Genomic DNA, 22,823 nt, shown 5'->3' with positions numbered 1-22,823 from the left:
TTCACATTCCCTCCTTCAGAACTCGCCTCGCCGATTCCAATGTATCAAGCACCGACTGCTCCAACGAGAAACGCGGCGACCAGCCGAGCGCGCGAACCGCCGCAATATCAAGCGGCTGGGGCGAGAGCTCCTGCGATTCGCCTACACACCATTGCAACGAGCAGCTTGCCAATCGGTCGAAAGTATCTGCCAGCTCGCCCAACGACCGCATCGTACCGGATGCTACCGGATAGACCATCCCGCGCTCACCGCTCAGCAGCAGCAGCTCATAGGCTCTAATGGCATCGCGAACATCCAGCAGATCACGCATTTCTGTACGGGAGGACAAGCGAAATGGCGGCGGCGCTCCCCCATCAGCCGAGTGATCAACGCTGGACACATCCCCGCCACCGCTGCATTCCGCATCATCGACACCGCCGCATTCCGCATCATCGACACCGCCGCGTTCCGCATCATCACCACCGCTGTGTTCCGCATCATCGTCACCGCCGCGTCCCGCAGCATCATCACCGCAGCAATTCGTTGCTCTGCACTCCCCGCTACCGTTGCGCTCCAGTTCCGCTGCATACCTGGCAATCAGGGCACATAGCCCATTAGAGCGGCCGGGCCCAATCAGATTGGACGGCTCCGCAACTATGACGTCCATTCCGTAGAGCGAAGCCCAGCTCTGCGCAGTCAATACCTGCATCGCCTTGCTCAAGCTGTATGGATGAGGAGGGGCCATTCCCTGCCCACCTTCATCCAGCTTGCATCTCAGCATAGACCCTGCAACGACAATGCGGCAGCACTTCCGATTCCCGAGCCCCCGTATTGCCTCCAGCAGATGCACCGTCCCCATTACGTTGCTCTCCATAACAGCAGCAGGGCTGGACCAGGAGAGAGCAACAGCGTTCACTCCGGCCAGATGCAGCACATAGTCCGGCTGAGCACGCCGGACCATCTCCATCGTTCCGCTGGCGGATGCCAGATCACAGATCTCCACAGCCGCCGCCTGTCCCAGAAATTCCTCGGCTTGATCATCAACAGGCATCCTGCGTACCACCGCTGTCACATCCCAGCCCGCTGAAGTAAAATAACGGCAGGCATGCTCGCCGCAAAAGCCGCCTGCGCCTGTAACCAATAGGCGCGGACGGCTCAATTGTCCTTCATCCATTGCGCCAGCTCTTCGAGCATAACGTTATAGCGGGGAGATTCATAACGCCAATCCTCACGCATGCACTGCAGCGACCGGTCAATAGCGATCCGCTCACAGGGCATGATCGAGACGTATGGACGAGCGAAGCAGTTGCGGAACAAGCGCAGCAGCTCCAGCTTGCTGACTGTTTCGGCTGCAGTTAGATGGACAAGGCCGCCAATATCCGGCCGAGCGATCGCGTATGCGATAGCCTTGGCCAGCTCCAGAGTCGTAACTCCATTCCACATAACGCGTGAGTAGCCGCTTACCTCCCCCTCCTGGCGCAGAAACCATTGCAGCAGCCCGATTCCGTTCGACCGGATCTCCGGTCCGATGATGGAGGTGCGAATCGTCAGATGGCGAGGGTCTCTCACCTCTCCCAATGCTTTTGTCCTTGCATAGACAGTCAGCCCATCCGGAATAGCGTCCTCACTGTAACCACCCTTACTGCCGTCAAACACACAGTCCGAGCTGATATGGATGAGTCTGGAACCCCAGTAATCGGCCAGATGGCGCAGCCAATGCGGCAGCAGCCCGTTCACTTGGTACGCCAGCAGCGGGTGGCGCTCAGCATCCTCATTAAGCACCCCGACCGCATTAATAATAATATCCGGACGCACCTCCTCGACAAGCGCAGCGACAGCCTCGCTGTCCCTTACATCAAGCTGACGCCCTTCGAGGTCAGTTTCATCTCTTGTCGTATAAACAACCTCACAGCCCGGCTCCGCGCGGAAATAGCGGACGAGCAAATGCCCCGCCATTCCGCGCCCCCCGACTACTAACAATTTCATGAGAGGAACCCCCCGCGCACGAGCATCGACCGGATTTCATCCTTGCTCATCAGCGACTGGCTGGAGCAGAAGCTGTCGAAGTTGACATGCTCATGCTTGCTGTATCGTTCACGCAGACCATTGATATCAATCGTCGGAAGAATGACCAAGTAGGCGTCATCATATACTACGGTGCTTGCGCTCTCGAAATCGGTCAGCAATATTTCATGCAGCTTCTCGCCCGGACGCACCCCTGTCTCAATCATGTCCGCTTCGATGCCCAGCGCCTCCATCAGCACCTCGGCCAGCTCCGCGATTCTGCAGGTCGGCATCGTCATAACGAATATTTCGCCGCCGATGCTCTCCTCCGATGCTTTGAACAGCAGCGTAATAGCGTCCTGCAGCGTCAGGAAGAAGCGCGTCATCTCCATGTCTGTTATCCGTACCTGGCGCTTCTCCCGTATTTGGTTCATAAACAGATGGACGACGCTCCCATTCGTCCCCAGCACGTTGCCCCCTCTGACGCAGACGAACTTGGTTTCCGAGCGCAGCAGATTCGCGTATACGATCAGCTTCTCGCCGATTGCTTTGGTCATGCCGTAGAAATTCGACGGGTTAGCCGCCTTGTCCGTAGAAATATAAATGACGCGCTTCACATGGTTCGCTATTGCCGCCTCAATGACATTTTGCGTGCCGATAACATTCGTCTTCAACGCTTCATAGGGCTGATCCTCGCATACAGGCACATGCTTTAATGCCGCCAGATGGAACACGTAATCGACACCCTCGCAGGCTCTGACAAGCGCCTCCTTATCACGGATATCGCCTATACAGAAGGTAAGCGCCGGATGCTCGAACGTACGGCTCATCGCGACTTGACTGGATTCATTGCGGGAGAACACAATAATTTGCTCTGGCTTTTGCGGCAGCAGCTGACGGATCAGTTCATAACCCCAGGATCCCGTCCCGCCGGTCACCAGGATGCGCTGATTAGTAAACATCCCATTTCCCTCCAAGCACATATTTGACCACCTTATCCGACACATCCTGTGCCAAATAGCCTTCCGGACACTGCCACCTGTGCGGCAATCCGGTCATGACGGCGACAGCCTCCTCAATTCGCTGCGCCTTCAGGCCGCATACGACATTGCTGCCGCAATCCACCGTCTCCGGCCGCTCTGTCGATTCGCGGATTGTAACCGTTGGCACGCCGAACAGACAGCATTCCTCCTGAACGGTTCCGCTATCGGTAATCGCACAGGATGCGTGCCTCTCCAGCTGTACAAAGTCGAAGAAGCCCAGCGGCTCATGAAGCTCCACTCTTTCATCGATGCTTGCATCGATATGACCGGCCTCGATACGTGACCTCGTCCGGGGATGAATGCTGCATATGATCCGCTGGCCGAACCGTCCGGCCACCCGGTTCAGCCCTTCGAGAATGCTCGCCAGACGCTCCGGCCGGTCAACATTCTCGGCGCGATGAGCCGTAACCAGCATATAGTTGCCGGCTTCCAGTCCGAGCCTGTTCAGAACACCGCTGGCTTCAATGTCCGGCATATAATGCTGGATGACCTCATGAATGGGATTGCCTGTCTGCACAATCCGATTGCTGGGAAAGCCTTCCCGCAGCAGATTACCCTTGCTGTAGGAGGTGTAGGGCATGTTGATCGTCGATATCGCATCGATAACACGGCGATTCTTCTCCTCCGGCACCGACAAATCATAGCAACGATTGCCAGCTTCCATATGAACAACCGGAATGCCCATCCGTTCAGCAACAATAGCGCATAGAGCGCTGTTCGTATCGCCGAGCAGCAGGACAACATCCGGCCGATGCGCCTCAAGAATCCGCTCGGTCTCCGCGAACATGACTGACAGCTGGCCGCCGAGCGTATGCTTGCCTTCGCCCAGCATATAATCGGGCTGTCGCAAGCGCAGCTCCTGGAAGAATATATCGCTGAGCGATGGGGAGAAGTTCTGCCCCGTATGCACGAGCACATGGCTCTCGGCAAGTGCATCCAGCTTCTTGATCATCAGGCTTAGCCTGATGATCTCAGGACGTGTACCAAGAATCGTTACGACGCGCATGATGATGATCTCTCCTTCCCCGTTATGCTCGCGCTCCTCGTCGCCTTGCGCGGCGTGTAGTACCGCTTCTGAGACGTTCCCTCCGACCTGTCGTCCGGCGCTGCCAGCCCGCTCCCCTGCCATGGCGCCCGGCCTTTCCTCTTCGGATCCGCTTGCCCGGTTTCCTTCGTTGCAAGGCCGCCGCTCCTCCGATAGGGACTCCTTGAGGCAGTGCAGCAATCCATTCATCCGGCACGCCCCTTACTTCCTCGAACCTGTGGCCGGCATCCAGGAATGCCTTCTCTGTTCCGAACGGACGCAGCATCCCTTCCTGAAACAGATACACAGTAGGCCCCGTTCCTCTTACAAGCCGCGGCGGCGCATAACCGTGAAGCGCTAAGCCGGCAACGAAATTTCTGAGCTTCTCGCGGTATGCCGCAACGCCGAACACCTGGGTCGCCGTCGCCGCATTGCGCTCGCCAACTGCTAGCAGGTTCCGCTCATCCCCAAGCAGCTTGCATACCCGGCTGAATAACCCCTCCACATCGCCAGTGGGTGCAGCATACTCCTCATTTCCTGTCGCTCCGGCTATCTCTGCAAGTCCGCCCGAGCCGTAGACGACAATCGGCTTGCCGAACACCATTCCCTCTAAAGCCGTCATTCCGAACCCTTCGGACGTCAGGCTAGGCACCACAACGATATCCATGGCCGGATAGATCGTCTCAATCTGCTCCTCGAAACGAATCCACCGGAAGCGTTCCATCAGATTGCGGCTCCGTGCATGATCCAGACATCGTTCGAAATAGCCGTTGTCCACCGGGTTGCCAACGATCAGAAATATGGCCCCCGGGAATCTTTCGGCCACCTCGACCGCCATTTGCATGAAATGCTCAAGCCCCTTGGCCTCAAATATGGAAGACGAAATATAGCCGATAAGCTTGTGCCCGTCCGATATTCCAAGCTGCTTCCGCCGATTGATCCGATTCATGGGCCATGTCTCCTGCAGCAGTGCGGAATGTTCCCAGGAAGGATGAATAATCGTCGTTTTGGGCAGCAGGCCCGGGGTCCGCAATGGAGCTGCGGTTGATTCCGAGATGCCGACAACATAGTCCGCATGCTGCTCGATCAGCGCGGCGGCCTCTCCTGTATGGGGCGTTTCCCGCAAGGTCTCCATAATCGCCCACACGACGGGAATGTCCAGTGTGCGGGCTGCGATAGCGGGAAGCGGGTGAACGCATGTATTCACAAGAACAATATCGGGCCTCTGCCTGTGAAGGAGCAGGAACAGCTCGCGCCATGATTTGTCCCTCTTCTTCTCTTCCAGCTCATTCATCATGTGGGGGAGTGCGAGATAAACGGATACGACCAGTGGAATTTCTTGAATAATGACGGGGATTCCAAGCCCTCTTGCCTGCTCAGCAACAACCCCTTCATTAGGGACAACTACTGTGCAGGAAAAGGCAGGCAGCAGCTCGCGTATCATGAACAGCAGCAGCTTCTCTGCTCCGGTCACATACTGGGGGCTGCAAATATGGGAGAAGACGAGCATCCTGGGCTTTGATCGCTTCAATCGGCATGCCATACCCCTTCTCTCGAACGGGTACGCATTCACCTCCTTCATAACGTCATATTTCTTTGTCATACAATATATTTGAAGGGCGTTTCAATCGGCACGACATTTGAACCCTTTACAAGCGCACAAATCTCGCCTCCGCTGGCGTCCTTTATCGTCTCAGCCAGCCGCTGGCGTCTTCCCTTCAGCCGCAAGGGCCAGCATCAAGGAAACAGGATGGACAGCATCGTGTCCAATCTGCGCGCATACGTATGATCCCGCATCGTGCGGTACATGCCGCGCATCGCGATCGCCTGCCGCTGTTCCTCATGCGTCAAATAATACTCGATCTTCTCCACCATCTCCTGCGGTGAGGAATACGTAACGATCTCCACATCCGGCGTATAGAAGTTGACCAGATCATCTCTGGCGTCCGTGAGCTGCAGCGTTGCACAGCCAGAGATTTCGAAGGTGCGCGGGTTGGGGGATACAGCAGCAATGCCTGCGCTGTTATTATTGAATGTCTCGTCATCATGCGCGCGATGCATATTAATGACGATTTTGGAGCCATTGTACATCTCTGCGGTTTCTCTTGGACCGAGCCAACGTCCCAGGGCGATTTTGTCCGCAAGGATGGGAAAATCCTTCAGCCTCTCCCACCAAATGCCGGATATATGCGTATCCTTGGAAGCCAGATAGCCCGTCACCTCATTGAAGAAAGCAACCCGCCGCCAATACGCCGAGCCGATAAAACATATGTCATGCCGCTTGCTCCTGGCAGCATTGCGCGGCCTGAATTCAATCGGATATGCCGCCATCGGCAAATAGTGCACCCGGCTGCAGCCAAGCCGCTGATAGAAATCAATACAGGTCAGCTCCAGCGTGAACACCTCGTCATAATGCGTCGCCAGGGATGCCGTAATATCCGTGTAATAAGGATCATCCGTGAACCAGATCGCAGTACGTATGCCGAGCCGTCTCATCTCATCGACATGGGCAATGTCGAAATGCAGCCCATCCAGCACAATTGCAATATCCGGCCTGATTCGGGCCGCTATTTCCGCTACCGGCTGCGTGGAATCCGTCACCGTCAATCTGCCCACAAGCCCGCGCAGCGTTGCCGCAATAGCTTCATCAAGCGGCGAGTAAGGAAACCCTTTGCCTGTCGCAACGAACAGCACATGAATGGGCCTGATTCCGATCGGCTGCTCGGTCAGCCTGAGAACCGTCTCGCACTTCCCGTACCAGTAACCGTGCTCCCACCCCAGCGGAAAGCCGTGCGTGCGTCCTTCCTCATATTGAATCTTCCGGCGCTCCTGAGCTCCGGAGTCGCGTTTCCTCGCTCCATGCCTGGAGACTTTGCGCCGAGTCGTTCTTGCCAGCCGCAATCTACTGCGTCGAATGCGCGAAGAAGCTGCCAACTGCATCACTTCCTTTCCTGTACCTCTGCGCGCGGCTGCCTTCTTACCATCCAAGCGTAGCGGCAAGCTGCCTCACTCGCGACGCAAATGTATGATCCCTGAGCGTTCTCCGCAGGCCTCGAAGCGCAATCAACCGGCGCTCCTCCTCATGGGATAAGTAATAGTCGATCTTGTCGCGCAGCTCAGTCGCTGTCGTGAACGTATCCAGCTCGCTGCCCGCCTTGTAATAGAAAGGCAAGTCCTCGCGAGGATCCGTCAGCTGCAGGGTCCCGCAAGCGGATATTTCGTAGGTACGGGGATTAATGGAGCGTCCGGGCAAATCCAGCGCGTTCTTATTGTCACTGCCCGCAGTCGTTGTACGATGCAAATTAATGACGATCCTTGCCCCATTATAGTAATTAATGGATTCCTCTACAGGCAGCCAGCCGAGCCGGATAACCGATTTCAGCACCTTGTAGTTTTTCATTCGATCCCATAAGCCTCCCGCAATGAACACCTGCCGTCCTTGCAAATAAGCAGCGAGCTCATCGAAGATCTCCACCCGGTTCCAGAACGCCTGCCCGATAAAGCAGACATCGCTCCGGTACTTCGCTTCGACGCGCCTTGGCGCGAACCAGCCCGAATGAACGGCAAGCGGCATATAATGCACACTGGGGCAGCCCAGCTCGCGGTACAGCTTGATCGTACTCAGCTCATGCGTCAGCACAACATCGTAATGCGGTGCAATAGAAATCGTATCTCCTGTCACATAAGGATCGTCCGCGAACCAGATAATGGTACGGATCCCGAGTGCCCGAACCGCATTCACCTGTTCCAGATGGTTGCTTGGGAACACATGCAGACCATTCAACACCAGCATGCAGTCCGGACGTATCAGTGCTGCCTGCTCCGCCATATTCTTCGCATCTGTGATATGCAGCTCCCGCACAGATAATCTCAACGCCTCAATAATGCCTTGATCGATAGCCTCGAATCCTTGCGGTACATACAGCACGCGCACATTGCTAACCGTTGGTGCAGCAGGTACGATGTGGCGCACAATGGCTTCACAAGCTCCATCTCTCAGACCATGCTCATACCCCGCTCTATGCCCGTTCTCCGTCGCTATGTCGCCCAGTTGTCTCTTGGATTGTACCTGCATCGCGCACACTCCCGCCTTGTTCTGCGTTCTGTCACCATATATATGCGGCTGACACGCAAGGCTCTTGGTCACTTGTCCGTCGCCGGGAGCAAAATGTGCGCTTGCCCCGCAAGGCTAATGCCCGGCAATCGCCGGATGTCGGCGGTTGGCCTGTTGTCCACTAGAGCCGGGGAAGCAAAAAAAGGGCCCCGCATATGCGAGACCCTTCAACAAGCCGAACTTACGGAATGATTTGGATATCGTCGATATTCATACGGCTGCCCGCAGTTCCTGAGACAGCAATACGGAATCGTACCGCGCCGCTTTCATTCACACTGATCGTCTGCTCGCTCAATACCGCCGAGCTGACTTGATTGCCCGATACATCGCTCCAGGTTGAGCCGTTGTTAAGTGACTTCTGCAGCTTCCATGAGGCTCCGGTATCTGTTCCGAAATTGGCATGCTTTACTTTTACGCTTGCGGCACCGTTCACATTAAAATTCATGTTGATCGAGCCAGCTGCCTTGATACGGGCGGATTGAGCGCCATTTCTCTTGTCCGTGGACAGATTCCCGATTAACGCATTGTCGAAGTTCCAGGAGCCTGACGATAACGTCACATTGCCTGCCGAGTATGCGCCCTTGCTGCCGCTCTCGAAAGTTTCACTCAGCGTCACCGTCGATGCGCTTGTCACCGTAACTGTAAACGTATCGCTAGCCGTTCCGCCCTTGCCGTCATTTGCAATCACTGTTATCGTGGCCGTTCCGGCCCCAACCGGATTGACGCTGATCACTTGGCCGCTTAGTGATGCTGTGGCAACACTGGTATTGCTTGAGGCCACCGTCCAGGAGAGCGTGTCGCCATCCGGATCACTGAATGTGCCGGATACATGAACCGATATGATGCCGCTGCCTGCGCCGACCCCATAATCCGCAATGGGAGCGGACACGACTGGAGCTCCATTAACCGGAATTGCCGTATGCGTCCCCAAATAAGTGAACGTATCGACACTGTAGCTGTCCCATTGTGCCGAATTATAGGAGGTGCTCCCTGCTGCAACGGTGCTTTTGCGTACCATTGTCTTGTTTGTTCCAAAGGAAACACCCGCTGTGCCTATGGCATCGATTGTTGTACCGTTATGCTTGAGAGCAACTGCATCGTCTCCATTGAACGCAATAGCCGAGCTGGTCATATCCGCCGTGGAGGTAATACCGGAGGAGGCGCTCGGGTGAGCGACAACGTAGACATCGCCGCTGCTTAAAGTTCCGCTCAAGCTGATGATTGAGCTCGTGTTCGATTGTGTGATCGTATAGCCGCTCAGATTGACAGAAGCGCCTGTTCCATTATAAATTTCAAGCGCTTTGTTGTTCCCGCTGCCCTCTACATATTCCGATAAGAAAATGCCTGTCCCCCCGCCGGGTCCTCCAGTGGATGAACCGTATCCGTAAGAACCGGCCTTGAAGGTCGAAGAATCCCACCATTTATATCCGGCAGCCGGAGCAGCCCAAGGCTCTGCCTGCGGTTCAGTCGAGGTCTGTGGCGTTTCCATCGACAATAGAGGCGTAGGCTGATCCAGAGTAAGACCGGCAACCTGTGACAAATTCGTGTAGCTCTCCTCTGTCGCGAGCCAGTTCACCATATTTACGAGCAATACAGCATCATCCTGCTCCAGAAAGCCGTCATAGGTCGTCTTCGTTCCGCCCGTTTCTTCTCTCAAATATTTAGGTGTCGCATCCTCTACAGGAGAGGAGTCTCCGATAAAACCGGCTTTGCCTGCGCCTACCTTGGAGACTGCAACGTATGGCCCTTCATTAACTCCGCCTCCGGCATAGACGCCCTGATCGACAGCTGGACCCCATTTGGCGCTGGTAGCTGGCAAATAGACGATCCCCTTCGCTTTGAGCGGATCGGTAATGGCCAGTGTCGAGCCTGCATGCATCGCCACAGAAGAGACGCCATTCGTAATGCCGAACGCTTGGGAGGATGCCACAATATTCGTCGCATTCACATTGCCAAGCGCGTTATACCGGAATCTGACGCCAAAGTTGGTGGCAAGCCAATCGGAGCTGCCCACTCCCTGCATGCTGGCGGAAGCCGCTTCCTCAGTGCCCATGCCTTGAGCCGGATTAGCCCAAGCTCCTCGGCGGTATCCGTTGAACACCTCTGAAGAATCCCAGCGGTTCTTGTTGCGGTCAGCATTGTAATGATCGGAGATGAAGAAGATGCTGCCGCCGCCTTGCACATATTGCAGCATAGCCGACTGCTCGGATGTTTTATACGGAATATTGGCTTCCGGAATGATGACCACATCGTAATCCTGGAGATCCGCAAGCGTAACCGGTGTTGTTTTGCGCAGCTCCTTCACATAATAGCCATTGTTCGCAAGCGCGTTGCCATAATCGGAGAAAGCGCCGTCGATCACCCAGTCCGCAGCACCTGCCGTCTGTCCATGCGTATTGTCGAACAGAACCTTCTTCCCATTGGGCGTGCCGACAGGTTGAATGACCGGCGCCGGATCCAGCGGACCTTCTGCTGCTGCATACTGCGGATGGAACAAGCCGGACATCAGCACTGCTGCACTAAGCAGAACGGCTCCTGCAACACGGCCCTTGCGATACTTCAAAATCATCATTTCTCCTCCTCTATTTTCCAATTCGATTTCGATATCAGTCTAGCATACGCATCCGCATTCGATTGATAAGATTTGGTGAAATGATTGTAAATGAGCGGCAAAAGCAAAGAGCGGCTGTCCATTGCGAGATTCGAGATGCGAGATTCGAGATGCGAGCCAGGCGAAACCTGCGAAACAGCATTTATTTGCTAGTTACCGGCCCCATGAAGGTGAAATGCCTGCCAGAGTGCAGGTATTTCACCTCAGATCCTCCTTAACGGCTGATTTTTTCTCAAATTCATGCCTGATCGCAGGAATATTGCCATTATGGCGTCTTGTAACCGAAAATTCATGCACATTCGCAGGCTTCTTACTCCGTCACTCTGCCTTCAAAACGAAAAAGATGCTTCCAGTCCCACTTTATAGTGGTTTGAAGGCATCTTCTCACATCATTTGGAACTGACTCATTGGATATTGGATTTTTCGGGCATCCCTTTATATGCAAGTTATATGGGCAGGGAAGATCAGAAGCAGCGCCTATGTATCAGCGGCGATTGAAGCTTCCTCCGCATGACTGTCCGGTTCCCATATTCGTTCTATTCGCTCCAGGCGATTCCGGTTGAACATCATACTGTAGATATCCGGCTTGGAAGTCTGGTTCCAGAACGCATACCCATACTCCGCATCATAATAATTCATAATGATTGTCATAATATTGCCGTGCGTGCCAATAACAATATTTTTTCCCTGCTGCTCCTCCAAGAGCTTCTCGATGACCGGTATTGCTCGTTGCTGCGCCTGCCATGTAGTCTCGCCGCCTTCCAGAGCAAAATCATGGTCAATAAAGGATTTTCGAATAGCCTCTTCTATGACATCCCACGTTGATTTGTAGTCCAAGCCCTTTATTGGACGCTCGACAAGCTCCTCATATTCAGCGACAGGCAGTAACTTGCTTTCAGCCAAGTATTGAATCGTCTGCTTCGCTCTCGCATAGGGACTAGATGCCAGATAGTGAATGTCGATGCCAGAGAAATACTCCGCGACCCGCTTGGCCGCCGCATCTCCTTCTGCCGAGAGCCCCTGGTTCTCTCTTCCCCGAATACAAAGGGTGATTCGGCATGCCTTACCATATAGATAGTCGTGTTCATCCAGGCTCCTCCTGTGTGGGTTGTGCAAAATAGACAAGTCTATTGTAGTAGTATTCGCTAAACCATACTGCATGCTTAATTCAATTATAGAGGAATTGGAGCAGTCACATCGAATAATACTACGTTAAATTCCAATTACTGGTCAAAACGGAGGGTTCATTTGAGAAGAACCGAAATTGCTCCTTGGACGGAAAACTGGTTTGATTTATACCGTAAAGAAGAAGTCTTATTACAATCCATATTCTCGAAAGAGTTACTTGAAATCCATCATATTGGAAGCACTTCCGTTCCTCAGATTGGGTTTGCAAAGCCAATTATTGACATCCTAATTGTCGTCAAGGATATTATCAAGGTAGACGAGTATAACGAACAAATGATTCTTATAGGCTATAAATCGCGAGGGGAACAAGGAATTGTTGGACGACGATATTTTTCAAAAGGTGGAGACAATAGAACTCATCACGTACATATCTACGAAGCCGGAAATATCAATATCAAGTATCATTTGAACTTCAAAGAATACCTGATAAATCATCCTGAAGAAGCTAAAGCATATGGAGAATTGAAGCTGCACTTAGCCAAACAATCACCTGATAATGTTCATCTATATCAAGATGGGAAAGAAGCCTTTTGTAACGGAATTGTGAAGAAGGCAATGAAATGGGCGTCCCATAAGGAGGAGAACCGCAGGAATTCCACATGAGCTGCTGAATTCAAGAATCCCGGGAACAACAGCGATCGTAAGAACATTCTCATGCGCAGCGGCATCTTGTTCATCTCGGCCCAGCGATATCTTGTTCATATCTGCGCGGCGTCATCTTGTTCCTTTTAATCGTTCATACACCCTCAGCGGTCCATATATTCAGCCAGAAACGATTGTCCATTGCGGTAAAAGCGCGGATCGTATACGCCTATTCGCTCGCCGTCATCCACAATAACGACGAATGGTGCCCATTCTACGAGCGTCTTGGCTTTGGCATTGTTCGCGAACAGCATGTCCAGATCCGCTCCCTCCCTGGATTCCAGCTCAGCTACCGTTTCGAACCCTGTCCACAACGAGCCTTTGCTAAGCGTGACCATGCCCTCTTGCTTTCCGATAATCGTAAACACGCCCGGCACAAAATCCGCCGCTAAAGCTACCTGCTCGTACTTGTCCTTCGACTGCTGCAGGATCGTCATGCCTTGCACCGTCTGGATGCCGACATGGGCAATCATCAGCACCCAGACCAGCCGATATACCCGGTAAGAAGGCCAGCGGCCGCGGCCGAACCGGACGTAGGCGAATCCAGCCGCCATGACAGCCCAGAAGACAAGATCGACAATCGGTATCGTGCCGAAGGTGAGCCTTGCCGCTGTTACCGGTTCCAAATAACCTGTTCCCCAAGCATTAAAAATGTCGCTTGTATCATGGATGAAGACAGCCAGCATCGCGATAAGAAACCACAGCCATCCCTTCACCCGGAATGCAGCCCGCGCGACCATAGCAAGCAATCCGGCCCATACCGGCACCAGAAATATAGAATGCGTTATACCCCGGTGCCACATCTGATAGCGTCCGGCGGAATCCCACCAAGCCGATATGACATCAATATCCGGAATTTGCGAGCCGGCGACTGTTGTAAGGAGCAGCGCCCGCTTTTCTCCCTTTGTCATGTTTGTTTTGTTGACTGCACCGTACAAGGTTAGTCCGAATAAAGTATGCGTAATGGAATCCATTGCTGCCTCCGTTGTCAGTTGTTGAGATCACGTTCCATGCCGACTGTTCTGCTTCTCCAGATAGACGAGTGTTAATTGGGGGTGAACCTGCTTTTCCTGAAAAGGCGTATAGCCTAATTTTTGATAAATGGTTAAATTTCGCTCGCTCTTTTGCGATGTGAACAGTTCCAGGCGCGAATATTCGCTCCCCCGCTCCTCGATCCGTGCCATTAGCTTGCTCCCGATTCCTAGCCTTTGATATTGGGGATGCACGATCAGCTTATTGATTGTCCACGTCGTTCCTGAATGAATGGCAGATCCTCGCACAGATCCGACAATGACACCGTCAATTACGGCTTTAAGCATGGTGCTGCTCTCAAATTCTTGACGGAGCTCTTCAATTGTTTGAACCATAGGAGGGATTGTTATACCCGGGTGGAGGTCGGCTTCGGATTGATAAGCAAGCTTCTGCAGAGCAAGAATGTCCGGCAAATCAGCGATTTCTACAGCTTTAATTTCGATTTCCACATGTACGCCTCCCAGAATTGAACCTTCAATTTCCCTTATTCTACAAAATAACTCCTGATACCTGCTCCTGCAGCGCGAAAAAAAGAAGAGCAATTAGGCACTGATCCATTTCAGCAATTGCCATAAGCGGGAAATGCCTTGTTACAGCAAAGGAGTGCGAGGCATGGCCAGCTGTAAACCGAAATAAACCACTTACAGATGCCGATGAGGCAATGTAGTGGTCGTTACTCGGGCATCGCTGCGGGCGGATCATTCCGCAAGAGATGCGCATTCGTTTGATACAGACAGCGTGGCAGCAAGTGTGAAATGTGACTGCAGGAGGTTAGCCGGCAGCAAGCTGCAAGCTCGCAGTCTGGCAAGCAGCCTATGGCTGTGCTTCGTATGCGAGCTGGTGCCCATCCTCGAAGCCTTTGGCGAAGCCAGCATTATAGCCTTCATTGTATGCCTGGTCAAAGCCTTGATTATAGGCGTTCGGGTGGACCTTCCGTTGCGTGCTCGCTGCGGCCCGTTTCGTATTCGCTGCCGTCCGTTTCGCACTCGCCGCCGTCCGCTGGCGCCTGCGGGCCGTAATTTTGCTTCTGCGCGTTGAAGTAGCCTTGCCCTTGCTTGTTCCAGCAGTTGAATAACCTTGCCGCTTGCTCCGCTGTGCCGCGGATGCGGCGCCTCGCTTCCTGTTAAGAGCCTGCACGTGCTTCTTCACCGTGATTCTCCTTCCGTTGTCTGCGGCCTGCGGCTTGCACCGCTGCACAGCGGTGCATACGCTCCTTGATGCAGCCAGGGACGGGCGGGGCTTCCTTGCCGCACCCTTCTCATCCGAAGGCCGGACACCGTCTCTGCCATCGTCAGCTGCATCGCGGTAAGTGATCGCATGTTCTCACGTATACTTTTCTTTACCTCTGGCGTATGCTCGGATATATCTGCGATGCTGTCCAATATGCGGGCAATCGCCCCTTGGCTGCGGGCGATCGAGCGGATCAGCTCAATGCGCGATTCCTGCTCCTTGCGCAGAAGGCTCATCACCCGTTGTCTCCCATTTCGATGCCACCATTAAACATGCCGCCCATACCGCCATTATCCGCATCCTGGTACAGCGCCGCTTTCATGACGTTCGTCATGCCTTGATTCAGCTTCGTCAATCCGTCAATAACCTCGATGACCTGCTCATGTATAATTAACGTTTCCTTCAAGGACTCTTTATGCTGAGGGTACGCATCCTTCGTGACGTGATTGCACAACCAGTTCCGTACTTTCTCCGCCTCGACTGCCTTTGCCTCTAGTATCATCGCCACGTTCCACTGCAGCTTGGCGGAGGCATCCAGCATCCGTGCAAATGCCGCTTCACGACTCATAGCCGCACTCATCCCTTTCAGCTATTATTCCTCATCCTCGTCGTCAATCTCTTTCATGACAGACGTGATCGTTTGTGCCATCGTTTCCTGCAGCTCGGCTATACTATTCAAATAAGCGATGACATTGCGGGTCACAGCTTGTGAACTCTCCACTAATCCGCTCAAGCCATCAAAGGCAGGATGCTTATCCGGCAAAGCATGCACCATCTGCGCCATCCGAACTGCAATATGACGCTTGGCCTCCATGACACGGGCAATCTGCTCATGCGAACGCGACATATGTTCAATCATTTCGGTTACGATATGCTGCATTTCGTGCTCCTCCCCGCTTCTTATCAGCATATGCGCGTCTTGCGCGCATGATACAGTTCATCATATCGTCAAGGAACTTGATTCCTGATGGTGGTTGTTCCCTACAAATGATCCGCCACCCGAACCGGGGCAATAATAGGAAACCCCTCTGCAAGCATGCCAACCTGCTCAAGAGACAATGGTGCCAGCGGCTTATGCTGCAGCCCCCACTGTTCGACTGCCGTTCTGCTCGCTACGCGGCGCCGCTTCCCCCTCTCTATAACATAGAAAGCACCATCCGGTCCGGCAGCTGTCAGCCCATTCACGTTCACAATCTGCTCTCCGCTTTCAATACTGCGCCCGTGCCAACGCGCATCCGCTTCAGCAGCGCCTATCGGCTCGCCTATAGGCCAGCGGCGCAGATCAACCTGCGACAGTCTAGTGACAGGCAGCGTTACATCCCCGGCAATCGGCCTGCGAATACCGTCCTCGACCCAGAACAGCGCTTCGCCTGCTCCGCGAACAATGACCCCATGAGGGAAGAACAGCGTCTCGCCGTGAGGAAGAAGCTGACCATCCGGGTTGCCCCCTTCAATTCCCTGCACACGGACCATTTCCTTGACACGATGGAGCAGCTCATGCGGGTTGCCCCATTTCTCCATATAGAATTGCAGATTATGATCATTCACCTCGACGAAGCGCTCGCCAAGCGCCTTCATGCTGACGCTCCCATAGTGGTGAATGAACGTATCCCGTGCAACGACAAGCGTGTATCCCTGCAGCCTGACCCGAATGTTGTAATCATCATCCTCGTAATTGCCCAGTGCAAACCCCTCATCCAGAAACCCGGTCCGATCCCAAAGCTCCCGCCGGAACATCAGGCAGAATCCCGTCAATCGGTCAGTCCGCTGCCACTTGGCTCTATCCTGCACATTGAATTGCTGGGCGAAAGCCTGTATTTCCCCTACATGCTTATAAGGCACTTCTATACGCTGATCGCCGCTTATATAATTGGTCACAGGTCCAACCATTCCAATATTGGGATCACTATTGATGCAGTCCAGCATATTGTTCAGCCATCTGTCAGTTACAATCGTGTCATTGTTCAGCAGCAGAATGGTCCTGCCCTTCGCCATCATCATCCCGACATTAATTGCACCGGCAAAGCCGCGGTTTTCCTCCAGAATACGATACCGGACCTGACCTCCCAGCCCCCGCAAATAGTTGGCCGTCCCGTCCGCGGATGCGTTGTCCACTACAATAATTTCATAGGGAAGGTCGGTATGATCATTGATGCTGTCCACACATTGCTTTAGGTATTCCACCTGATTATAGCTGGGAATAATGATGCTGGTACCCTCGAACAGCGTGCCGAAGCTCTCCTGTCCCGAACGTATGCCTTCTCCATATCCGGCATCATAGCCAACGGTATACCCGGATGCCTCCTTGCGGACGGAGGCACGCACTGGCCGCTTCCGCTTGCGCAAGCTTGCTTGCGGCCTCTTTCGCTTCATATTGCGCAAGCTTGCTTGCCGTCTCCTTCGCTTCATAGCTGCTCACCCCTATTTGCCGCTTCACTGTCCGTTCATCCCCTGCCATGCTAGAGCACCACCTGGCCCTTCACAATCGTATCCGCCATATGGCCGAAATCGAGGGCGACTTTCCCTCTCTCCGCAGCAATTCGCCAGCATATGACAACAGCAGGAATACCCGCCGAGACGAGAGCCAGATCGAACACAGCGTCCCTCACCTCAGACATGACACGCTCAATATCCGGAAACCCGTTAACAGGACTGATGATGCCCGAGACCGTATATCCCCGCTCTTGAAGCAGGACTGCCAATGGGGGCGCTGCATTCCCGATCAGAAGCAGCTTCCTTCCGGCCAGCAGCCTGAGCAGCAGCCCTTCTTGATACAGGCCATAATTAATAGTAGAGGTCGTCATTCGCAGCGAGCCCGGATGGATGCCATGACCCCGAAGAACCGGATGAAGCAGAGGTTGAAAATGTTTTCGCCGCGACAAGGGCACCCCTACGATCTGGGCATGCTGCACAGCAAGAGCAAGCTGATCCCTGGCCATCAGATCAGGCGGTGTCACTCCTGCATAGGGAAGAAATTTCCCTTCGTGCAGCACCGTAGGCCCGTCGTAGACGACCTCCTGCGATAATGCCAGCAGTTCTCCATCACCCAGCCTGACTACCGCACATGGCTGCTCCGCCTGAATGGCCTGCTCCATTTCCGCGAACACCTCATGCACGCCGATAAGCGGCAACATCCGTGGACTCAGCACATCTATGCCAGCTGCTATAACCTCCCGCAGACTCACTTCCGGAAGCAGCAAGTGATGGGGGACAGAATGCTCCAGCAGCTGCTCCCCGCCCTCATAATGCCCCAGATCGTAGCCAGCTTGAAAGGCTGTCTCGCGGTGCTCCTGCTTCTGCGGATGATCCGTGGCGGCATCTGCCGTCACCTGTCCTGCTGCAGCTCTTCGCTTGCGGCGGTCTAGGTATTTGGAGGCGTGACGAACCCCCAATCTTGTCCGCTTCTTGGGCGCGCGCCACCTCTTCTTGGAAGTCGGCGTCCCCTCTTTCTTATTGCGCGTATCCACCCTGCCGCCGATTGATGTCCGCTGTGCTGCACTAGCGGAGGCTCTTGTGCGCGAAAGCCCCCCTTTTCCACGGCCTTTCATGGAGAAATCCTCATCAGCTTGGCGGATGCTTCCAGCAGCGACTCGAATGTTCCGGCATCCGTCCACCAGCCGTCCAGCTCGCCATATTCCAGCAAGCCCTGCGCAGCGTATGTGTTGTTAACATCCGTAATCTCCAATTCCCCGCGCATGGAGGGTGCTTGATGAGCAATCATCGAGAATACTGTATCATCGAACAAATATATCCCTGTCACACAGCGGTCACTTCGCGGAATTACCGGCTTCTCTTCGATGCGCGTAATTCTGCCCTGGGAGTCAAAGACAGGAACGCCGTAGCGGTGCGGATCGGAAACCTGCTTCAGCAATACCCTCGCTCCCTCCCGCTGCTGCTGGAACACATCAATATGCGGTCCCAGCGGCTCCTCGAACAGATTATCCCCCAGCAGTACTGCGAATTTCCGGTCTGAGCCGACAAAGGGCTGAGCCAGCTCCAGCGCTTGTGCGATGCCTCCTGCCTCTTCTTGAATCCGGTAAGTAAGCGATACTCCATAATCACGGCCGCTGCCAAGGAATCCGGTGAATGAGCCGGCAGCTCCGCGTCCTGTTACAAGCATAATTTCGGTAATACCCGCTTCCTTGAGCTTATTAATGCTGTAGCAAATCATAGGGTGCCTGCCGACTGGAAGCAGATGTTTGTTCATCAGCCTCGTGAGCGGCAAGAGCCTTGTACCTGTCCCGCCGGCCAAGATAACAGCTTTCACAAGAACAACCTCCTAAGTAACCCTTATCTTCCTGCAGCCTTATATAAAAATCATCGGATCAATCTGCCACTTCTCCACGAACCGCTGCCGATTGCGTTCCACCAGCTGCTGCAGCTCCTGCAATCCATCCCGTTTGAAGCTGGCGCTTCCTTGGTGATACACAAGCACATCATGGCTCATCAGAAGGCTAAAGCCGTTCATTCGTGCCCGCAGGCAGTAATCATCATCCTCATAATGGCCAGGAGAGAAGCGTTCATCCAGTTCCCCTATTCGTTCGTAGAGCTCCCGTTTCATAAGCAGGCAGAAGCCGACAAGGCGAAGCAACGGCTCGACCTGTCCCTGACGCTGGCGCGCCACCTGTGCAGCCACCCCGTGAAATCCATTGCCCTCGGGCACCTCGAAGCCCACCTGCTGCTTGCCGCTTGCATAGTTCGTTACCGGACCGACCATTCCGACCTCCGGACTGCTGTCAAGAGCCCGCTGCAAGCCGGAGAGCCAGCCACGCGAAACGGTGACATCATTATTAAGCAGGAGCAGGCACTCGCCTGAAGCAATCCGCATCCCCTTGTTGCAAGCGGTCGGAAAGCCTGTGTTGCCCGGAAGCGAGATGAGATTGATCCGCTCCTGCACACACCACTCGCATGTCCCGTCAGTTGAACCATTATCGACAACGACAAGCTCATAGGGCGTTTCGCTTTCATCCGTATACAGCCGGATTGCGCTTACTGCTTGTTGAATGAGTTCCAGCGCATTGTACGTCGGAATAATGATGCTGGTACGCCTCATTGCCAGCCCCCTCCCGACACGCCGCGGCGCCTGACCCGATCCGGCAGCGCAAGCCGATTGCCCTGCTGCTTCATCGCGGCTTGAAGCGCCTCGAAGTGATCACCGAATGCAAGCGCTGCCCCGTCCTCCCGAGGGGCGCCGAGCCCGCATGGGCACTGGGCAAACCTGAGCTTGCCGCCAATTGCAGCCTGCTGCGCAAGAGCCGGAACTGCGATAGCGCCGGTGCCCACTGCCAGCAAGCTCTCACGAGACCATGCATGAGGCAGTGATACGACTGAATTGGCGTGCAGGTCCGGCCGTCCCAGCGACCAGTTCATGAATGCCTTGACCCGGGACAGGTTATCCCATTTGCGGAACGCGCCAAGCCGCTCCGTCTCGTCATTCAGCGCGATATCCGCACCTCCGTCAATCGCCGTCAGAAGCTGCGCAAGACCTTCAGCACGGTCTCCCTTACCGCCATCTGCGAACAGAATAATATCCATGCCGCAGAGCCTTGCGCCGATCGAGCGAGCGAGGTCGCCCCCTATCATTTGACCGATATGAATAATCGTCACACCGGGATGGCACCTGCTTGCTCCGAAGCTCCCAAGGTCCCCTCCGTCCATGACGACAATAATTTCGTGAAGCGGCAATCGCGCGAGCTGCTGCAGACAGGCTGATGCATTCACTCCCCCGCAGGAGAGCACTACCGCTGCGGCCCTCTTGAGCAGGGGGAGGGGCAGCCAATCTTGCTTGGGCAATTGGAGCGCATCCATGAATCCAGCCGAAAATGACTGACCCTCCCGGAGCATGCTTTCTGCAAGTCCCATGCCAGCGCGGTAATTGCTGCTGCGGGTCCAGCTTTCATGAAGCAGCAGTTGAGCCCGTTTAATATCAGCAGGAGTGCTGCCTGAACCGAGCTCCGTTCTGACTTGAGAGGATTCGGCGGCGAGCCGCCCCTCATCATAGGCTCTTCTCAATCGTGAAGCAGGAAGAACATAAGCGGATTTTCGCAAACGCGACGATGACTTTGAGCGGGTTCGACGAATGCCGCTTTTTCTTCGCATACTTGATCTCATCGCCCTGGAATGCCGCATACGCTCACCTCACCATCTCACGATTTCGCTTCGTATCCCCATAACCTCCGCGTATCCCATTATGCTGCGTCAACCATTCAATCGCTTCCAAATGATCGCCGACAATTAACGTTTCCAGTGGATTGGTCCGCTCCCGCTGTGTTCGCGGCAGATTCAGCTTGCCGACGTTCACATGCTTGACAGCGCGAACTTTAAGCCCAAGCTGCACGGCACGAGCATGTGCAAGCGGCGGCACAGAGAGCGATTCAGCGCCAATCGTCTCCAACGCATGCCGGCTAATCGCATGCGGAACCGCCGTCATCGATGTCCCGTTCAGATCAGGCCGGCCCAGCATGGCATTCAGCGCATGCTTGGCAAGAACGACGCTATGGACGACCGGTTTGTTCGTCGGACCGGAATAATCATTCAGCGCAACATCAACGCCTTCTTGTTGAATCGCATGAATGAACGGCTTCAGCGATCCGGCCGGAATGACCATATCCCCATCGATAAACAGCAGCACCTGGCCCTTGGCTGCAGCCGCTCCCACACTTCGACCTACATCATGACCGAGCGGCTCAGCGTATTCAATTACACGTGCGCCGCTTCTGGCAGCGATGGTGGCCGATCCATCCCGCGAGCCATTCGCAACCACGATAACTTCAACATTGGGGTGGATTCGTGCCGCTTCGCGGACAACACGGCCAATCGTTCGCCGTTCATTCATGACGGGAATAATAACAGACAGGTATGGAGCTTCAGCCTTCTGTCTTGCTGTACTCTCAGCAAGGAATGGCTGCTCTTCTCCATTGCCGTTAGGGGCGCGGCTATCAGTCCGCTTTGGCCCTTGACGACGGAGGTAGTTGCGGTAGCTGTAGCGCTGCCGCCATTGCCGCTGCTCTCGAGCTTGACGAGTCGCTTTGCGTGAAGCGGCTCCCAAGCGGGACGAGGAGACCGGGCGGCGTCTTGAACTGCCAGCTGCTCCGCTTCGCCGGCTATGGGCATGCAGTGCGGTTCTTCTACCGCCGGAGGGCTTGATCATCGTTATCACCTCTAGCTGGCTGGAATGGAAATGAAAATAATGAGCATGAATCATGCAGACTTTTTATGACCTATTGTATGGACACGGCAGTGCAAGAGGAACGGCTATTGTACGTCAAGGCTTTCGCCTCCCCGAATATGCGCTGCTGCCGATTGGGTGAATGAAGGAGGAGTTCTAATGATGAGATAGCACATACGGACAAACGCCTGAACGCAATCCGTCCCCTCACATATTGTAGGGAGGAGGAGGTGCTGCGAAGAGTGTCAAACAACTCGACATTACGGCAAACACTGGCCAGATTCATCAATCGGGCGGAAATTTCGTGGTTTAAAGTGTTCGATTCCAGCCGCGGCCGCAAAATTATTATTGTGCGCGGTGACGAATATGCCCAGCTTCCGCTGCGATTCAGCACACGGGCCAAAGTATTCGCTTACTTCCGCAGGTTCTGGAGCGTTAAATTCAGCAGGAGGCTGCTGTGCAATTTGAAGACAATCGTCTATCGCGGGAGGCTATATGTCATTGTCGGAGATCCCGGCCCTGTCCCGGTAAAAGTCGTTTCACTTCGTATCCTGTGCCGCACATCAACGCGCATCCGGGTTCGTGCTGTCCTGACTGGAGGGCTTCCTGAGAGGCAAGTGATCTTCTACACGATTAAACTCTCCTCCAGCAGGGGCTTGACCATTATTAGAAGATCCAATCTGCGCTTCGACTACCGTTACCTTCCCTGTAAATAGCAATACATCTGCTCCTGACAATAGCTCCAATAAAATATCCCAGATCGCTGCATCTGTCGATGCAGTGATCTG

24 protein-coding genes are annotated in these 22,823 nt (G+C 54.3%); 2 read left to right on the top strand and 22 right to left on the bottom strand.

Annotation, left to right across the window (positions count from 1 at the left end):
* Position 1 precedes the first annotated feature (1 nt).
* The 9 genes from K0T92_RS07225 to K0T92_RS07185 form a co-directional block, all read right to left on the bottom strand.
* Positions 2–1,153, bottom strand: coding sequence for an NAD-dependent epimerase/dehydratase family protein (locus K0T92_RS07225; protein ID WP_219871762.1), 1,152 nt, complete (start codon positions 1,151–1,153; stop codon positions 2–4).
* On the bottom strand, positions 1,135–1,965 hold the full coding sequence (locus tag K0T92_RS07220; RefSeq protein ID WP_219871761.1) for a dTDP-4-dehydrorhamnose reductase family protein: 831 nt from the start codon (positions 1,963–1,965) through the stop codon (positions 1,135–1,137). Before K0T92_RS07220 ends, K0T92_RS07225 begins: the two co-directional genes overlap by 19 nt.
* Complete coding sequence (locus K0T92_RS07215) at positions 1,962–2,945, bottom strand: polysaccharide biosynthesis protein (protein ID WP_219871760.1); 984 nt, start codon at positions 2,943–2,945, stop codon at positions 1,962–1,964. The genes K0T92_RS07220 and K0T92_RS07215 overlap by 4 nt, the downstream gene beginning before the upstream one ends.
* Entirely contained in the window at positions 2,935–4,032 is a 1,098-nt protein-coding gene (gene wecB / locus K0T92_RS07210; RefSeq protein ID WP_219871903.1) for a non-hydrolyzing UDP-N-acetylglucosamine 2-epimerase, read from the bottom strand. The genes K0T92_RS07215 and wecB overlap by 11 nt, the downstream gene beginning before the upstream one ends.
* 22 nt (positions 4,033–4,054) lie before the next feature.
* The gene (locus tag K0T92_RS07205; protein ID WP_219871759.1) at positions 4,055–5,581 is read right to left on the bottom strand and encodes a glycosyltransferase family 4 protein; all 1,527 of its coding nucleotides are present in this window, start codon (positions 5,579–5,581) and stop codon (positions 4,055–4,057) included.
* Positions 5,582–5,787: 206 nt separating this feature from the next.
* A complete protein-coding gene (locus K0T92_RS07200) occupies positions 5,788–6,984 on the bottom strand; it encodes a CgeB family protein (RefSeq protein WP_246627948.1) in 1,197 nt (398 codons plus the stop codon).
* Between the two features lie 43 nt (positions 6,985–7,027).
* Entirely contained in the window at positions 7,028–8,125 is a 1,098-nt protein-coding gene (locus tag K0T92_RS07195) for a CgeB family protein (protein ID WP_219871758.1), read from the bottom strand.
* A 220-nt stretch (positions 8,126–8,345) separates the two neighbouring features.
* Complete coding sequence (locus K0T92_RS25595) at positions 8,346–10,670, bottom strand: lamin tail domain-containing protein (protein WP_425517635.1); 2,325 nt, start codon at positions 10,668–10,670, stop codon at positions 8,346–8,348.
* Positions 10,671–11,252: 582 nt separating this feature from the next.
* Positions 11,253–11,891 carry a histidine phosphatase family protein gene (locus K0T92_RS07185; RefSeq protein WP_246627947.1) on the bottom strand — a complete coding sequence of 213 codons (639 nt, stop codon included), beginning with the start codon at positions 11,889–11,891 and terminating at the stop codon, positions 11,253–11,255.
* A gap of 132 nt (positions 11,892–12,023) precedes the next feature.
* Between K0T92_RS07185 and K0T92_RS07180 the strand changes: the two genes are divergently transcribed.
* The gene (locus tag K0T92_RS07180; protein ID WP_219871756.1) at positions 12,024–12,566 is read left to right on the top strand and encodes a GrpB family protein; all 543 of its coding nucleotides are present in this window, start codon (positions 12,024–12,026) and stop codon (positions 12,564–12,566) included.
* Between the two features lie 143 nt (positions 12,567–12,709).
* Here K0T92_RS07180 and K0T92_RS07175 read toward each other — a convergent pair whose 3' ends face one another.
* From K0T92_RS07175 to K0T92_RS07120, 13 genes are all read right to left on the bottom strand, one after another.
* Positions 12,710–13,579, bottom strand: a complete 870-nt coding sequence (locus K0T92_RS07175) for a metal-dependent hydrolase (RefSeq protein ID WP_219871755.1) — start codon at positions 13,577–13,579, stop codon at positions 12,710–12,712.
* 27 nt (positions 13,580–13,606) lie between these two features.
* Positions 13,607–14,086, bottom strand: coding sequence for a GNAT family N-acetyltransferase (locus K0T92_RS07170; protein ID WP_219871754.1), 480 nt, complete (start codon positions 14,084–14,086; stop codon positions 13,607–13,609).
* A 364-nt stretch (positions 14,087–14,450) separates the two neighbouring features.
* Positions 14,451–14,786 carry a hypothetical protein gene (locus tag K0T92_RS07165; protein ID WP_219871914.1) on the bottom strand — a complete coding sequence of 112 codons (336 nt, stop codon included), beginning with the start codon at positions 14,784–14,786 and terminating at the stop codon, positions 14,451–14,453.
* Positions 14,783–15,106: a hypothetical protein gene (locus tag K0T92_RS07160; RefSeq protein ID WP_219871753.1), complete on the bottom strand. Its 324-nt coding sequence runs from the start codon at positions 15,104–15,106 to the stop codon at positions 14,783–14,785. The genes K0T92_RS07165 and K0T92_RS07160 overlap by 4 nt, the downstream gene beginning before the upstream one ends.
* Positions 15,103–15,435, bottom strand: a complete 333-nt coding sequence (locus K0T92_RS07155; RefSeq protein WP_219871752.1) for an alpha-helical endospore appendage domain-containing protein — start codon at positions 15,433–15,435, stop codon at positions 15,103–15,105. The genes K0T92_RS07160 and K0T92_RS07155 overlap by 4 nt, the downstream gene beginning before the upstream one ends.
* Positions 15,436–15,459: 24 nt before the next feature.
* On the bottom strand, positions 15,460–15,747 hold the full coding sequence (locus tag K0T92_RS07150; protein ID WP_219871751.1) for a nucleoside-diphosphate sugar epimerase: 288 nt from the start codon (positions 15,745–15,747) through the stop codon (positions 15,460–15,462).
* A gap of 101 nt (positions 15,748–15,848) precedes the next feature.
* Positions 15,849–17,192 (bottom strand): glycosyltransferase family 2 protein, encoded by a 1,344-nt coding sequence (locus K0T92_RS07145; protein WP_343223656.1) that lies wholly within the window; start codon positions 17,190–17,192, stop codon positions 15,849–15,851.
* Positions 17,143–17,325: a hypothetical protein gene (locus K0T92_RS24910; RefSeq protein ID WP_246627945.1), complete on the bottom strand. Its 183-nt coding sequence runs from the start codon at positions 17,323–17,325 to the stop codon at positions 17,143–17,145. Before K0T92_RS24910 ends, K0T92_RS07145 begins: the two co-directional genes overlap by 50 nt.
* Position 17,326: 1 nt before the next feature.
* Positions 17,327–18,415, bottom strand: a complete 1,089-nt coding sequence (locus K0T92_RS07140; RefSeq protein WP_219871749.1) for a GT-D fold domain-containing protein — start codon at positions 18,413–18,415, stop codon at positions 17,327–17,329.
* Positions 18,412–19,134 carry a sugar phosphate nucleotidyltransferase gene (locus tag K0T92_RS07135; protein WP_219871748.1) on the bottom strand — a complete coding sequence of 241 codons (723 nt, stop codon included), beginning with the start codon at positions 19,132–19,134 and terminating at the stop codon, positions 18,412–18,414. The genes K0T92_RS07140 and K0T92_RS07135 overlap by 4 nt, the downstream gene beginning before the upstream one ends.
* Before the next feature lie 39 nt (positions 19,135–19,173).
* On the bottom strand, positions 19,174–19,920 hold the full coding sequence (locus K0T92_RS07130; protein WP_219871747.1) for a glycosyltransferase family 2 protein: 747 nt from the start codon (positions 19,918–19,920) through the stop codon (positions 19,174–19,176).
* Positions 19,917–20,966: a hypothetical protein gene (locus K0T92_RS07125; RefSeq protein WP_219871746.1), complete on the bottom strand. Its 1,050-nt coding sequence runs from the start codon at positions 20,964–20,966 to the stop codon at positions 19,917–19,919. Before K0T92_RS07125 ends, K0T92_RS07130 begins: the two co-directional genes overlap by 4 nt.
* Positions 20,967–21,000: 34 nt before the next feature.
* Entirely contained in the window at positions 21,001–22,017 is a 1,017-nt protein-coding gene (locus tag K0T92_RS07120; RefSeq protein WP_219871745.1) for a glycosyltransferase family 2 protein, read from the bottom strand.
* Between the two features lie 260 nt (positions 22,018–22,277).
* On the opposite strand from K0T92_RS07120, the gene K0T92_RS07115 reads away from it, so the two are divergent.
* The gene (locus tag K0T92_RS07115; RefSeq protein WP_219871744.1) at positions 22,278–22,751 is read left to right on the top strand and encodes an IseA DL-endopeptidase inhibitor family protein; all 474 of its coding nucleotides are present in this window, start codon (positions 22,278–22,280) and stop codon (positions 22,749–22,751) included.
* Positions 22,752–22,823 lie beyond the last annotated feature (72 nt).

It is taken from the genome of Paenibacillus oenotherae (genome assembly GCF_019443105.1).
GTDB lineage: Bacteria > Bacillota > Bacilli > Paenibacillales > Paenibacillaceae > Paenibacillus_Z > Paenibacillus_Z oenotherae.
The sequence above is the reverse complement of the archived record's forward strand: the minus strand, read 5'-3'. Positions and strand labels throughout refer to the sequence as shown.